This window comes from Amycolatopsis nalaikhensis (assembly GCF_030264295.1).
Classification (GTDB): Bacteria; Actinomycetota; Actinomycetes; order Mycobacteriales; family Pseudonocardiaceae; genus Amycolatopsis; species Amycolatopsis nalaikhensis.
The window spans coordinates 5,193,264-5,206,278 of record NZ_CP127173.1 but is presented as its reverse complement, the minus strand read 5'-3'; the positions used below and the strand labels follow the sequence as shown (position 1 = coordinate 5,206,278).

Genomic DNA, 13,015 nt, shown 5'->3' with positions numbered 1-13,015 from the left:
CGCCCGGACCGACGCGAGGTGGTAGCACGACGCTGGGCGTGCCCCCGGCGCGCTCGTCGAGCGGGCGGGTGCTGCCCCCGGCCAGCCGCGCGTGAACGCGGCGCGTCCTCCAGCCCTACGCGGAGACCGGCTCGAGCGCGGGCTGCGGTTCGGCCACCACGGCGGGCTCGCTCCGGCCGAGGAAGCCGTACCCTGCCCCGACGATCAAGCCGCCGCCGACGAGGTTGCCCAGCCCGACCAGCAGGAGGTTGACCGCGAACGCGCCGAGCGTCGCGCCCGGCACGCCGTCGAACAGGCCGAGGGAGAACACCGTCATGTTGGCCACCACGTGCTCGAACCCGGAGCCGATGAACGCCAGCAGGCACCAGAAGATCAGCGTCAGCTTGGCGCCGTCCGACTTCGTCCGCGCCGCCATCCACACCGCGAGGCAGACCAGGAAGTTGCACAGCACCCCGCGGAAGAACAGCGTCCCGGCCGACTCGGCGGCTTTGGCCTTCACCGTCGCCGCCAGCAGCGCGGCCGCCGGGGCACCCGGCCCGGTCTGCAGGATCCCGCTTTCGTGCACCAGCCAAGCGAACACGACCGAGCCGACGAGGTTCCCGGCGAACGAACCGGCGATCACGGCGAACCCGGCACCCACCCCGCGACGGCGCGCGAACATGCCCTGCACCATCGTCATCATGTTCCCGGTGGACAGTTCCCCGCCCGCGAACACCACGGCCGTCAGCGCGATCCCGAACACCAGCCCCTGCACGAGCTTCGTCCACGGCGACTGCGCGGCGTTCAGCGGCCCGGACACCGCGAGCAGCAGTACGACGGCCATCCCGATGTACGCTCCCGCGAGCGCCGAGCTCAGCAGGTAGCGGCCCGGGCGGCGCAGCTCGGCGATCTTGCTCCGCGCGGAGTCCGCCTGGACGCTGAGGGCTTCGGAAATCGGGATGGGCACGGCTGCTCCTCCTGGCGGCATCGGCTGCGGCGATCGGCTGATCACCGGCCCCAGTCGAACCGCCGTCCGATTCCGGGCGGTGAACCCCGCATCACGGCCTCATGAGCGGAACCGCACGCGCCTCCCGCGCCCCGGTGAAATCGGACATCGAGCAACGATCCGGGCTCAGAGCTTCCCGCCGGCGACCGGAGGCATGTCCGGCGCTTCCTCGACGTCCGTCGCCGACTCGCGGTAGAGGTGGTTTTCGATCTCGAAGAGGTTGCCGCCGGCCCGCTCGACGACCGTGAGCAGCGTGGTCATCTGCGCGACCTCCTCCACCTGCTCCTTGAGGAACCAGGCGACGAACTGCTCGCCGAGGTAGTCCTCGTCGGCACGGGCGGCCTTCGCCATCGTCTCGATGTCGGCGGTGACCGTGCGTTCCTGCTCGAGGGCAAGCGAGATCGCCTCGTGGACGCTCGAGAAGTCGTTCCGGACGTCGCCGCTGCCCGGGATCACCACCGGCTGGTCGCGGTCGAGCAGGTAGCGCACCATCGCCAGCGCGTGGTTGCGTTCCTCGATCGACTGCCGGTAGAAGCGCTTGGCCAGCCGCGGCAGGTCGCGGGCGTCGAACCAGACGGCCAGGGCGATGTACTGCTGGGCGGCGGTGAACTCGTGCCGGATCTGGGTCCGCAGCAGTTCGGGGAACTTCGGTGTTTTGGCCATGCCCCAACCTACGACGGGCGGGCGCCGGGCGGCAGCCTGCGGATCTACGATCGGCCGGTGACCCCCGCACTGGACCTGTCCGGCACGATCACCTGCGTCACGGGCGCGTCCGGCACGCTGGGCCGCGGAATCGCCCGCCGGTTCGCCGAGGCGGGCAGCGCGGTGGCGGTCCACCACCGCCGCCCGGGCGCGGCCGACGAGGTGGTCGAGGCGATCCGCGAGGCGGGCGGCCGGGCCCGCGCGTTTTCGGCCGACCTCACCGACGACCGGGCGTGCCACGCGCTGCTCGACGCCGTCGCGGAGTGGGGCGGACGGCTCGACGCGCTGGTGAACAACGCCGGGATCCAGCCGGTGTCCCCGCTCGCGGAGGTGACGGCCGAGGAGTGGCGGTCGATGCTGGACGCGACGCTGACCAGCGCGTTCTCGTGCACCCAGGCGGCGGCCCGGCTGATGGGCGAAGGCGGGAGCGTCACGCACATCGCGTCGATCGAGGCCCGCCAGCCCGCGCCCGGGCATGTGCACTACAGCGCGGCCAAGGCCGCCTTGGTGATGCATGCCCGGGGCGCGGCTTTGGAGTACGGGCCGCGGGGGATCCGCGTCAACACGGTGTCGCCGGGCTTGATCGACCGGCCCGGCTTGGCGGCGGAGTGGCCGGAGGGGGTCGAGCGCTGGCACCGCGCGGCGCCGCTGGGTCGGCTGGGAACGCCGGCCGACATCGGGAACGCGTGCGTTTTCCTCGCTTCGCCGCTGGCGGCTTGGATCACCGGGCACGATCTCGTCGTCGACGGCGGCGTCACGGCCCGGCCGACCTGGTAGAGTGGAACACGTTCTACTTTCGGGGGTGCGATGGCGGAGAGTCCGGTGTTCCCGGTCGTCGACGGCGTCCCGCCCGGCCGGGCACTCCTCGCCACCCGGATCCGCGAGCTGATCGAAGCCGCCATCCGCGTACGCGACGACGAAGCCGACCTGGTCGCCGCGGCGAGCCGGGTCGAAGCCGTCACCGCGGCCCTGCGCGCCGCCGGGCACTCCCCTCCGCTCCTGCTCGCCGCCCTCGAAGGCGGCGGTCACCTCAGCATCAACAACCCGCTCGAAGGACCAGGGAATCCCTTGGCCCCGCCGCTGTCGTGGGTCGACATCGGACCGGACGTCGTGCGCGCCGACGTCCTCCTCGGCGCCGCGCACGAAGGCCCGCCGGGGCGAGTGCACGGTGGCTGGGTGGCGGCGGTGCTCGACCACGTCCTCGGGCGGGCCACGGCGGCCGCCGGGTTTCCCGGGATGACCGCGTCGCTCACGATCGACTACCACCGGGGCACGCCCTACGCGGTTCCCCTGACCGCGGAAGGGCGGCTCGTGCGCCGCGACGGGCGCAAGCTCCACGCCACCGGCACCCTCCGCGCCGGGGACGACGTCTGCGCGACCGCCACCGCGATCCTGGTGCACTTCAGCGCCGACCACTTCCCGGTGTCCACTGAGGACCAGGGCACGCCGTGCTGAAGGGGACGTTCCTCTCATCAGATGGGCTGAAGGGCCCTTTCCTCGCGTGTGATGCAAGGAAAGGGCCCTTCAGCCCACGGGACGGCGGCCACTAGGCGACCGTCGTCGGGCGGGGCGCCTCCGTGCTCGACGACGCCATCAGCACCGCGCAGATCGGCACCGCCATCGCCAGCGCCGCCAGCACGAACACCGGGAACAGGAACGAAAACACCTCCGTACCGGACGGGTCCGGCGCCGCCGGGTCCAGGTGCAGGCGGACCGCCGCCATGCCCGTGTAGTGCATGCCGGTCACCGCCGCGCCCATCACCAGGCCCGCCGCCAGCCGGGGCAGGAGCTTGTCCAGCCCGACCGTGAACCACAGCGCCGCCGTCGCCGCGACGACCGCGATCACCACCGACAGCCCCACCAGCGTCGGGTCGTAGCCGATCGTGCCCTTGATCTGCACCGCCCACATCCCCGTGTAGTGCATGACGTTGACCGCGAGCCCGGTCAGCACCCCGCCCAGCAGCAGCCGCTTCCAGGCGAACCGGCTGCGGACGCCGAACACGAGCAGCCCGCAGAACACCGCCGCCACCGACAGGACCGCCGACAGCGCCGTGCGGAGGACGTCGTAGCGCACCGGCAGGCCGGGCGTGGAAAACCCGAGCATCGCGATGAAGTGCATGACCCAGATGCCGACGCCGCCGATCGACACCGCCGCGAGCCCGAGCCAGATCAGCCGCGTGCGCGCGTTGTCCGTCGACCGCGCCTGCAGCGTGCAGGCGAGCCCGAGCGCGCAGCCCACCACCGACGTCAGGTAGGCGAGCACGACGAGCCAGTGGCCCATCGCGAAGTCCTCGTGGTCCATGTCCATTCCGTGCTCCTGTCAGGCTTGCCGCTGCCGTGGCGCGTGCAGTTCCGCCAAGGCGTGCTCCGCCGCGGCGATCAACGTCTGTTTCGTCGACTCCGGCGAGCGCGCGTCGCACGTGACGACCTGCACCGCCGCCGAGATCTTGAGGGCTTCGCGCACCTGGTCGGGCGCGTGCTGGCGGGTGCCGTGGAACTGGTTCACCGCCACCAGGAACGGCAGGCCGCGCGACTCGAAGAAGTCGATCGACGCGAAGCAGTCCGCCAGCCGCCGCGTGTCGACCAGGACGATCGCCGCCACCGCGCCGCAGACGAGGTCGTCCCACATGAACCAGAACCGGTGCTGCCCCGGCGTGCCGAACACGTAGAGCACCAGGTCCTCGGCCAGGGTGAGCCGGCCGAAGTCCATCGCGACCGTGGTGGCGAACTTCCCCGGCACCGCTTCGGTCCGGTCGACGCCGACGGCCGCGGCCGTCATCAGCGCCTCGGTGCGCAGCGGGTTGATCTCCGAGACGGCGCCGACGAACGTCGTCTTGCCGACCCCGAACCCGCCCGCCACGACGATCTTGGCCGAGGTGATGCGTTTGTCAGAGTGCGCGTAGTCCACTGAGGACCCTTTCGAGCAGGTCGTTCCGTTCGTCGAAGGAGGCGTCCGCGGTGAGCGTGTCCCGGATGGACACCTGGCCCGCGGTCAGCAGGTCGCCGATGAGCACCCTGGCCACGCCGAGCGGCACGCCGAGGTGGGCCGCGACCTCCGCGACCGAGCGCTGGTGCAGGCACAGCTGCGTCACCACCGCGAGCGGGTTGGTCGGGCTGTAGGGCGCCACGCGCCCCTCCGGCGTGGTCTCGATGAGCGCTTCCACCGCCAGGTCCACCGTCGGCCGGGTGCGGCCGGCGGTCCACGCGTACGGGCGGGCCAGCGACGCCGCGTGCCGCCCGCCTTCGCGTCGCCGGCCTTCGGTCACCGGGCCGCTCCCGGGGACGCCGTCGGCCGCGCCGGTGTCTCGACCATCTTCCCGACCCGGTCGACCAGCAGCGTCATCTCGTAGCCCACCAGCCCGATGTCGCAGCCGGGGTTGGCCAGCACCACCAGGTTCGAGCCGTCGCCGACGTTCATCAGCATGAGGAAACCCTGCTCCATCTCGATCACCGACTGCACGACCCGGCCCGCGGTGAACAGGTCGGCCGTGCCGAGCGCGAGGCTCGCCAGTCCGGACGCGATCGCCGAGAGCTGGTCGGCCCGGTCGCGGGGCAGGGTTTCGTTCGCCGCCACGAGCAGCCCGTCAGCCGAGACGAGCGCGGCGTGCGCGACGCCGGGCACCTCCTCGGTGAACGCTGACACCAGCCAGTTCCGGGACTGGTCGACCACTTCCGCTCCTTCCTGCCGCGTGTTCACTGCTCCCCCTTCGTCGGCTCGGCGGCGACCCGGTGGCGGGCCGCGCGCATCCCGCTGTAGTGCCGGGACAGGTTGTTCCGCACGGCGGCCGGGTCCCGGAACGAGGTGTCCGGCGGCTGCGGCGCGCGCGGTGCGACCGAGCCCGGCGCGAGCTGGGCACCCGGCCGCCGGGTCGGCAGGCCCGAGTCGGTCAGCTCGAGGTCGTCCAGCTCGCCGACGGCGGCTTCCGCGGCCTGCCGGACGTCGTCGGCCGGGGTCGCCCAGCCGCCCGCCCGCGCGGGCTTCGCGGGGGCTTCGGCGAACCAGTGCGAAAGCATCTGGTCGAAGATCGGCGTCGGCATCGGCGGCGGCTCCGCGACGACGGGGCCCGGCTCCTCGGCCGGCCACCGGGGTTCGAGCTCGTGCCGGGCGGTGCCGTTGACGGTCGGCGGCGCCGACGGCAGCCCCGGCAGTCCCGGCCGCTGCTGCGGCAGGTCGACCAGGATCAGCACGCCGGGGACGTGCACGCTGGCGGTGATGCCGGCGCTCGCGGTCCGCGTGGTCGTCGGCCGCAGCCGCACGGTGATCCCGTGCGTGGCGGCCAGCCTGCTCACCACGAACAGGCCCATCCGGCGAGTTGTCTCCGGGCTCACCGCGGCCCCGGCGGCCAGCCGGGCGTTCGCCGCGTCGAGGTCCTCGCGGGTCATGCCGAGCCCGACGTCGACGACCTCGATCAGCACGCCGCCGTCGAAGCCGCGGTCGGCGGTGAGCACGACCTGCTCGTCCGGCGGCGACGACCGGATCGCGTTCTCCAGCAGCTCGGCGAGGATGTGCACGACGTCGGCGGCGGCCTCGGACTGCACCGACCCGCGCGGCGCGTTGCCGAGCGTGACCCGCTGGTAGTCCTTGACCTCCGACGTCGCCGCGCGCAGCAGCTCGACCGTCGCGACCGGGCCGACGTCGCGGCGCACCGGCCGACCGCCCGCGAGCACCTGCAGGTTCTCGCCGTTGCGCCGCAGCCGGGTCGCGATGTGGTCGATCTGGAACAGCTCGGCCAGCCGCTGCGGGTCCTGTTCGTCGGCTTCGAGGTCCTCGATCACCGACAGCTGCAGCTCGACCAGCGACTGGCTGCGGCGCGAGAGCGTCATGAACATCTCGCTGACCTGGATCCGCATCTCGGCCTGCTCGCCGACGGCCAGCCGCACGGCCTGCCGGTGCATGTCGTCGAAGGCGCGCGCGAGCTGCCCGATCTCCTCCTCGGAGTCGACCGGGAGCGGCGGGGTCGCGCGCCAGTCGACGTCGTCGCCCTCGCGGATGCGTTCGATGGTGCCGGGCAGGCGGCGGCGCGCGGTGTCGAGCGCGGCCGCGTGCAGCCGCCGGATCGGCGCGACCACCGAGCGGGCCACGGCGAGGGCGACGGCGAGCGCGCCCAGCAGCGCGGCGAGCACCAGCGCGGTGTCGCGCAGCGCGTCGGAGCGGGCGAGGTTGGTCTGCGCGCCGACCGCCGCCGAAAGCGCTTTCACCTGCTCGGAGAGGATGGTTCCGAGCACCGCGCGCCGGGCCGCGGGCCCGCCGGCCCCGGGACTGGTGGCCGCGGCGAACCGCGCGGCCGTCGCCCCGGCGGGCAGCGCCCGGCGGATCTGCCCGGTGAGCACCGTTTCTTCGGCGGCGGCGACGCGTTCCCCGGCCACCGCCGAAGCGTCGTCGGATCGCCCGCCCAGCGCTTCCTGCCCGGCGAGACCGGTCCTCAGCTGCACAAATGCTTTCACAACGGTGGCGGACGCGGCGAGATCGGCATTCGCGGCCTGCCCGACGATACCGGGGACGAGTTCGCTCAGCGCGACGACGAAGTCGTGGTAAGCCGTGACCTTTTCGGCCGGGGAACCGCTTTGCCCGCGCAGGTCGGCCAATTTCGCCAGCTGAGCTTCCAATGTCCGCGCGAGCTCCGGGCCGAGCTGCGCGAAGGCGGCGTCGTGGCGGACGGTGGCGGCTTTCGCGTCGACGGCGGCGGTCTGCGCGGCCCCGCCGTCGCTGATCATCTCGTCGTCGACGAGCGCGCCGAGTTCGGAAATCCCTTGCACGACCGGCATTTGGTCACGCACGGCGCTGAGCGCGCCGGCTTCGGCGAGCTCGGCCTGCACCCGGCCGCCGGCCAGCAGCAGGGCGACCAGGACGGGCAGCAGCAGCACCACGGAGATCTTGGTGCGCAGCCGCCAGCTGCCGGGATTCCAGGACGCGGGGGAACGGCGGGATGGAGGTCGGTCTTCTTTCATCAGTGGCGTGGCTCGATTCGTACCGGTGGCCCGAGAACGATTTACGGGTGCTTTTCCCGTTGAATTCAGGCCAGAGACGTAACCCCGGCGGCACCGGTGTTGTCAAGGAAAGCCGATCGTTTCCCCCGTACGCATCAGCTACACAGGGTGAACTTCCACAGCGCGGCTTTTTACCCTCGCGGAGCGTGAAGAAACAATTCAAGATCACCCGGAATTCCCCGCGATGTCCGTGAATTTCCGGCGGGGGCGGGAAGCGGGTCCCGCCGGGCGCCGGGCTACCCTCGGCGCCGGAAAGGGGTGCGCGGGCGATGTTGAAAGTCCACTTCACGGACGCGGACCTGGCGAAGGTGACCATCGCCGAGGACGCCGACCCGATGTGGGAGCTGCTGATGAGCAGCTACCGGATGCGGCGGCCGGAGGGCGAGCCGTTCTTCGGCAAGTGGCGCCGGGGTTCGCGCGCGGCGGTGGCCGGCTCGGGCCGGCTGCTGATGTCGGCGGTCCCGCCGTACGGCTACTGCCCGGACTTCCTGACCCCACCGGGAGCCCGCTCGATCGCGGACGGCGTCCTGGCGGTGCTCGCGACGCCGGAGCGCAAGGTGGCGGCGGACATCGCCGAGCTCGCGGCGCAGGGCACGCGCGTCCCGCCGTGGCTGCGGGGCGTGGCGGAGGGCGAGCAGCGGGAGCTGCACCGCCTCGGCACGGCCCTGCACGGGTACTACCGCCAGTGCGTGGCCCCGGACTGGGCGTCGGTGCGGCACGCGGTGGCGCGCGAGCGGGCCCGGTTGCGGGCGAACCTGGACCGAGGTGGGCCGCAGCTGCTGCTGTCGACGGTGCACCCGGACGTGACGTGGATCCCACCGGTGCTGAGGGTTCGGTTCCCGGTGGACCAGGAGCTGCACCTGGACGGCCGGGGGCTCCGGCTGGTGCCGTCGTTCTTCGCGCACGGCATGCCGACGACGTGCAAGGACCCGGGCCTGCCCCCGGTACTGGTGTGTTCGATCAGCAACCCCCGCATCGACAGCGACGCCGAGCCGGGCGCGGCCCTGGCGGCGCTGCTGGGCCACACGCGCGCTCGGGTGCTGGTGACGATCGCGGCGGGCCGGTGCAACACGAGCGAGCTGGCATCCCGGGCGGGGACGTCGCTGGCGACGGCCAGTCAGCACGCATCGGTGCTGCGGTCCAGCGGGCTGATCACGAGCGCGCGGGTCGGGAAGGCGCAGGTCCACGAGGTGACGCCGCTCGGCCAGGGCGTGATCCGCGCAAGCTGACCCGGTCGGAGTCTCCGGTGGGCTGAAGGGGACGTTGATCGCATCTGATGCGCTGAAGGGGACTTTCCTCGCATCTGATGCCAGGAAAGTCCCCTTCAGCCCACCACCCGACCCGACCAGCGGCGTCTTGAATGAGTCATTCAGGGCGTCGGAGGTCCTGAATGACTCATTCAAGACCCCCCGCCCCCCGGCCCCGCGACCAGCGCCGAGGTCGCGAATGACTCATTCGCGACCCCAGAAGTCCCCAATGAGTCATTCGCGACCCCGAGACTTGCCTCGGCGCGCGGGGGTCGTGTTAGCCTGTCGCCGTGCTGCGCCTCGTCGCTTCTTCGCGATTCGTAACCCGGCGCGCCGGCTGAACCAGGTCGCCGGCGCGCTGCGTCGTCGACCGCGGATTCCGCACCTCTCGGGACCTGGCCCCGATCCCCTTTCGCTCTCACCGTGGAGATCAGCCATGTCCAGTCCCGCTTCCTTCGCCGTCCCCGCGCCGCGCTCGGCCATGCTGTTGCGCCGCCGGATCGCCACCTACTTCGTCGGTGGTGTCGAGGAGGTCCCCGGCCTCGTCGGCGCCCTGGCCCGGGACGGCCGCCTCGTGCACGAACTCTCCGTCGACATCAAGGACGGCGTCCGCGAAAGCAGCATGGTCTGCGCCGTCCTGCTGGCCGCTGACGAGATCGAGCCCCTGCTCGACCGGCTCCGCGAGCTGCCGGCCGTCGTCTCCTCCGAGCTCGCCTGACGGGTTTGTCCGGTCCGCACCCGGGTAGTCCGGCACTTCGGCGACCACCCGGAGGCGTCATGACGAAGGAAGCCCGGAGCGCGGCCCGCGCCGCCGCCCTGCTGTTCGGGATCGCGTTCCTGCTGGTCGGCGTGCTGGGGTTCGTCCCTGGCATCACCGCGGGTTACGCCGATCTGCGGTTCGCCGGCCACGAGTCGGGCGCGCGGCTGTTCGGCCTGTTCACCGTGTCCGTGCTGCACAACTTCGTCCACCTGGCCTTCGGCGTGCTCGGCGTCCTCGCGGCCCGGCGCGACGGCGGTTCGCGGGCCTTTCTGATGCTCGGCGGCGGGCTCTACGTCCTGCTCTGGGTGTTCGGCCTCGCGCTGGACCACGACAGCCCGGCCAACTTCCTCCCGCTCGACAACGCCGACGACTGGCTGCACCTCGCGCTGGGCGTCGCGATGATCGCCGCCGGGATCGCGACGACGGCGGCCGATCGCGCGCGCGGCCGTTACCCCGAACCGGAAAAACAGGGCCAGGGCTAGGGACGGCGGCCGACGCCGGTCGCGATCTCGTGCAGCCGGGTGCCGTCCGGGGCCAACGGCGCCGTGTCCGCCCCGGCTCCCGATCGCAAGCCCGCCAAGAACTCCTTCACCGTGAACGCCGCGTCGTGCCGCGGTCGCCAGTCCAATTCGGACTCCGCGCGCCCGGTCGCCATCACCGGGAGCCGCAGCACCGCGTCGAACAGACCCGGCGTCGCCGGGGTCGCGTGCAGGCGCCACGCCGCGGCCACCGCCGCGCGGACCGCCGCCGCCGGGACCGGGACCGTGCGCGCGCCCAGCAGGTCCGCGACGAACTTCGGGTCCACCACCGGGCCGGTCGCGACGTTGAACGCCCCGCGCACCGGCCGCGTCACCGTCCGGCGGATCGCGTCGGCCAAGTCCGCCGTGTGCACCACCTGGACGCGCAGCCCCGGCACGTCCGGCACCACCGGGACCAGGCCCGGCCGCACCAGCGACCCCGGCACGAACGGCCCGCCGAACAACCGCCGCTGTTCCGACGCCGCCGCCCGCTGGAACACGAACCCGGGCCGGACGCGGACCACGTCGAGCTTCGGGTGCCGCAGCTCGAACGCGTCGAGATACCGCTCCACGTAAGACTTTTCGCGCGTGTACGCCGCGCCGGGCCAGCCGTGCGTCGGCCAGTCCTCGGTCACCGGCTCGTCGTCCTCGCGCGGCGAATACGCGCCGACCGACGACGAGTACACCAGCTTCGGCACCCCCGCCGCGGCCACCGCGTCGAACACCCGCAGCGACCCGAGCACGTTGGCGCGCCACGTGCGCTCCGGACGCCGCGTCGGCTGGAAGAGCCACGCCAGGTGCACGACGACGTCCGCGCCCCGGAAGAGCGGCACCAGGTCGTCGCGCTCGACGTCGGCCCGCACGGTCCCGGCCGCCGCCCGTCGCGCCACGCCCACGACCGACCCGACCTCCGGGTCGGCGTCCAAGGCGGCGACGACGCCGGTGCCGATGTTCCCGGTCGCTCCGGTGACCACGATGCGCATCGGGCCTGGTTACCCGGTCCGGCCGCGGCCAACCGCGCGGGTGCTATCTTCGGGGTGAAGATCGCAGCGAGGAGACCGTTCGTGGCAGGTGACGTCGACATCTCCGGATAGCTCCGGAGCCCGCAGGCCCCCGGCAGTGCCGAGGCGGCCGCCTTTCGACGTCCACTTTTCCCGCACCACACCGAGGTCTTCACCGTGTCCGAAATCGTCCTGTCCGGCCTGTCCTTCTCCTGGCCGGACGACACCCCCGTGTTCGACCACCTCTCCGCCACCTTCCCCGGCGGCCGCACCGGCCTGGTCGCCCCCAACGGCTCCGGCAAGACGACGCTGCTGAAGCTCGTCGCCGGGGTGCTGCGGCCGTCGGCGGGCAGCGTCACCGTCGACGGCACGCTCGGCTACCTGCCGCAGGACCTGCCGCTGAGCGGCGAACCGTCCGTCGCCGAAATCCTCGGCGTGGCCCCGATCCTGCGCGCGATCGCCGCCGTCGAGTCCGGTGACGTCGGCGAAGAGCACTTCACCACCATCGGCACCGACTGGGACATCGAGGAGCGCACCCGCGCCCAGCTCGACCGGCTCGGCCTCGCCCACCTCGGGCTCGACCGCTCGCTGAGCACCCTCAGCGGCGGCCAGATCGTGTCGCTCGGCCTCGCCGCCCAGCTGCTCAAACGCCCGGACGTGCTGCTGCTCGACGAACCCACCAACAACCTGGACCTCGAGGCCCGGCACAAGCTCTATTCCGTGCTCGACGACTGGACGGGCGGCCTGCTCGTGGTCAGCCACGACCGCGCGCTGCTCGACCGGATGGACCGGATAGCCGAGCTCGACGGCGGCGAAATCCGGTTCTACGGCGGGAACTTCACGGCTTACGAGGAGGCCGTCCAGGCCGCGCGCGAAGTCGCGGAGAAGAACATCCGCAACGCCGAGCAGGAGGTCAAGCGCGAGAAGCGGGAGATGCAGCAGGCCCGCGAACGCGCCGCCCGCCGCGCGAGCAACGCGTCGCGCAACCTCGGCAACGCCGGGCTGCCCAAGATCTTCGCGGGCACGATGAAGCGCAACGCCCAGGAGTCGGCGGCCAAGGCGGACGGCACGCACGCCGCCCGCGTCGGCGCCGCGAAGGCCAAGCTCGACCAGGCCGAGCGGGCGCTCAAGGACGAGCAGAAGATCAGCCTGCAGCTCCCGCGGACGGAGGTCCCGGCCGGCCGCACGCTCTTCCTCGGCGAGGGTCTGAAGGTGCGGGACCTGTTCCCGGACGGCGTCGACCTCGCGATCCGCGGCCCCGAGCGGATCGCGCTCACCGGCGCCAACGGCGTCGGGAAGTCCACGCTGCTGCGCCTGCTGAACGGCGACATCGAGCCCGACAGCGGCACCCTTACCCGCGCCGACGGCCGGATCGCCTTCCTCTCCCAGCGCCTCGACCTCCTCGACGTCGACCGCACGGTGGCCGAAAACCTGGCCGCGGCCGCTCCGGCGATGCCGCCGGCCGACCGGATGAACCTGCTGGCCCGCTTCCTCTTCCGCGGCGCGCGGGCGCACCTGCCGGTCGGCGTCCTCTCCGGCGGCGAACGGCTGCGCGCCACGCTCGCGTGCGTCCTGTTCGCCGAACCGGCGCCACAGCTGCTGTTGCTGGACGAGCCGACGAACAACCTCGACCTGGTCAGCACCGGGCAGCTGGAGAGCGCCCTGACGGCGTTCCGCGGCGCGTTCGTCGTCGTCAGCCACGACGAGCGCTTCCTCGCCGAAATCGGCGTCGACCGGTGGCTGCGGCTGGAAGACGGGAAGCTGCGGTGACGTACACCGATGACGTCGCGCGACGGTCGCCGCGGGCCCGGCCG

14 protein-coding genes are annotated in these 13,015 nt (G+C 72.5%); 6 read left to right on the top strand and 8 right to left on the bottom strand.

Features of this window, described 5'->3' with window-relative positions:
* Positions 1 to 115 precede the first annotated feature (115 nt).
* Positions 116 to 946 (bottom strand): formate/nitrite transporter family protein, encoded by an 831-nt coding sequence (locus tag QP939_RS25740; protein ID WP_285459417.1) that lies wholly within the window; start codon positions 944 to 946, stop codon positions 116 to 118.
* A gap of 165 nt (positions 947 to 1,111) precedes the next feature.
* Entirely contained in the window at positions 1,112 to 1,648 is a 537-nt protein-coding gene (locus QP939_RS25735; protein WP_285459416.1) for a ferritin, read from the bottom strand.
* A gap of 57 nt (positions 1,649 to 1,705) precedes the next feature.
* Here QP939_RS25735 and QP939_RS25730 point away from each other — a divergent pair, with 57 nt between their 5' ends.
* Both QP939_RS25730 and QP939_RS25725 read left to right on the top strand, forming a co-directional pair.
* The gene (locus QP939_RS25730) at positions 1,706 to 2,464 is read left to right on the top strand and encodes an SDR family NAD(P)-dependent oxidoreductase (protein WP_285459415.1); all 759 of its coding nucleotides are present in this window, start codon (positions 1,706 to 1,708) and stop codon (positions 2,462 to 2,464) included.
* Positions 2,465 to 2,494: 30 nt separating this feature from the next.
* Entirely contained in the window at positions 2,495 to 3,142 is a 648-nt protein-coding gene (locus QP939_RS25725) for a PaaI family thioesterase (RefSeq protein WP_285459413.1), read from the top strand.
* Positions 3,143 to 3,233: 91 nt separating this feature from the next.
* On the opposite strand, the gene QP939_RS25720 is transcribed toward QP939_RS25725, so the two are convergent.
* From QP939_RS25720 to QP939_RS25700, 5 genes are read right to left on the bottom strand one after another with little or no spacing between them, the layout of a single operon-like run.
* Positions 3,234 to 3,989, bottom strand: coding sequence for an MHYT domain-containing protein (locus QP939_RS25720; RefSeq protein WP_285459849.1), 756 nt, complete (start codon positions 3,987 to 3,989; stop codon positions 3,234 to 3,236).
* 18 nt (positions 3,990 to 4,007) lie between these two features.
* A complete protein-coding gene (locus QP939_RS25715; RefSeq protein ID WP_285459411.1) occupies positions 4,008 to 4,595 on the bottom strand; it encodes a GTP-binding protein in 588 nt (195 codons plus the stop codon).
* Complete coding sequence (locus QP939_RS25710; protein WP_285459409.1) at positions 4,576 to 4,953, bottom strand: DUF742 domain-containing protein; 378 nt, start codon at positions 4,951 to 4,953, stop codon at positions 4,576 to 4,578. The genes QP939_RS25715 and QP939_RS25710 overlap by 20 nt, the downstream gene beginning before the upstream one ends.
* Positions 4,950 to 5,357 (bottom strand): roadblock/LC7 domain-containing protein, encoded by a 408-nt coding sequence (locus QP939_RS25705; protein ID WP_285459408.1) that lies wholly within the window; start codon positions 5,355 to 5,357, stop codon positions 4,950 to 4,952. The genes QP939_RS25710 and QP939_RS25705 overlap by 4 nt, the downstream gene beginning before the upstream one ends.
* 23 nt (positions 5,358 to 5,380) lie before the next feature.
* On the bottom strand, positions 5,381 to 7,636 hold the full coding sequence (locus QP939_RS25700) for a HAMP domain-containing sensor histidine kinase (RefSeq protein ID WP_285459407.1): 2,256 nt from the start codon (positions 7,634 to 7,636) through the stop codon (positions 5,381 to 5,383).
* A gap of 308 nt (positions 7,637 to 7,944) precedes the next feature.
* Between QP939_RS25700 and QP939_RS25695 the strand changes: the two genes are divergently transcribed.
* The 3 genes from QP939_RS25695 to QP939_RS25685 all read left to right on the top strand — a co-directional run bounded on the left by QP939_RS25695 (position 7,945) and on the right by QP939_RS25685 (position 10,164).
* Entirely contained in the window at positions 7,945 to 8,904 is a 960-nt protein-coding gene (locus QP939_RS25695) for an ArsR/SmtB family transcription factor (protein WP_285459406.1), read from the top strand.
* Positions 8,905 to 9,358: 454 nt separating this feature from the next.
* Positions 9,359 to 9,640: a hypothetical protein gene (locus QP939_RS25690; protein WP_285459404.1), complete on the top strand. Its 282-nt coding sequence runs from the start codon at positions 9,359 to 9,361 to the stop codon at positions 9,638 to 9,640.
* A gap of 59 nt (positions 9,641 to 9,699) precedes the next feature.
* Complete coding sequence (locus tag QP939_RS25685) at positions 9,700 to 10,164, top strand: DUF4383 domain-containing protein (RefSeq protein ID WP_285459402.1); 465 nt, start codon at positions 9,700 to 9,702, stop codon at positions 10,162 to 10,164.
* Here QP939_RS25685 and QP939_RS25680 read toward each other — a convergent pair.
* The gene (locus QP939_RS25680; RefSeq protein WP_285459401.1) at positions 10,161 to 11,183 is read right to left on the bottom strand and encodes an NAD-dependent epimerase/dehydratase family protein; all 1,023 of its coding nucleotides are present in this window, start codon (positions 11,181 to 11,183) and stop codon (positions 10,161 to 10,163) included. The genes QP939_RS25685 and QP939_RS25680 overlap by 4 nt on opposite strands.
* Before the next feature lie 195 nt (positions 11,184 to 11,378).
* Here QP939_RS25680 and QP939_RS25675 point away from each other — a divergent pair, with 195 nt between their 5' ends.
* On the top strand, positions 11,379 to 12,971 hold the full coding sequence (locus QP939_RS25675) for an ABC-F family ATP-binding cassette domain-containing protein (protein ID WP_285459400.1): 1,593 nt from the start codon (positions 11,379 to 11,381) through the stop codon (positions 12,969 to 12,971).
* Positions 12,972 to 13,015 lie beyond the last annotated feature (44 nt).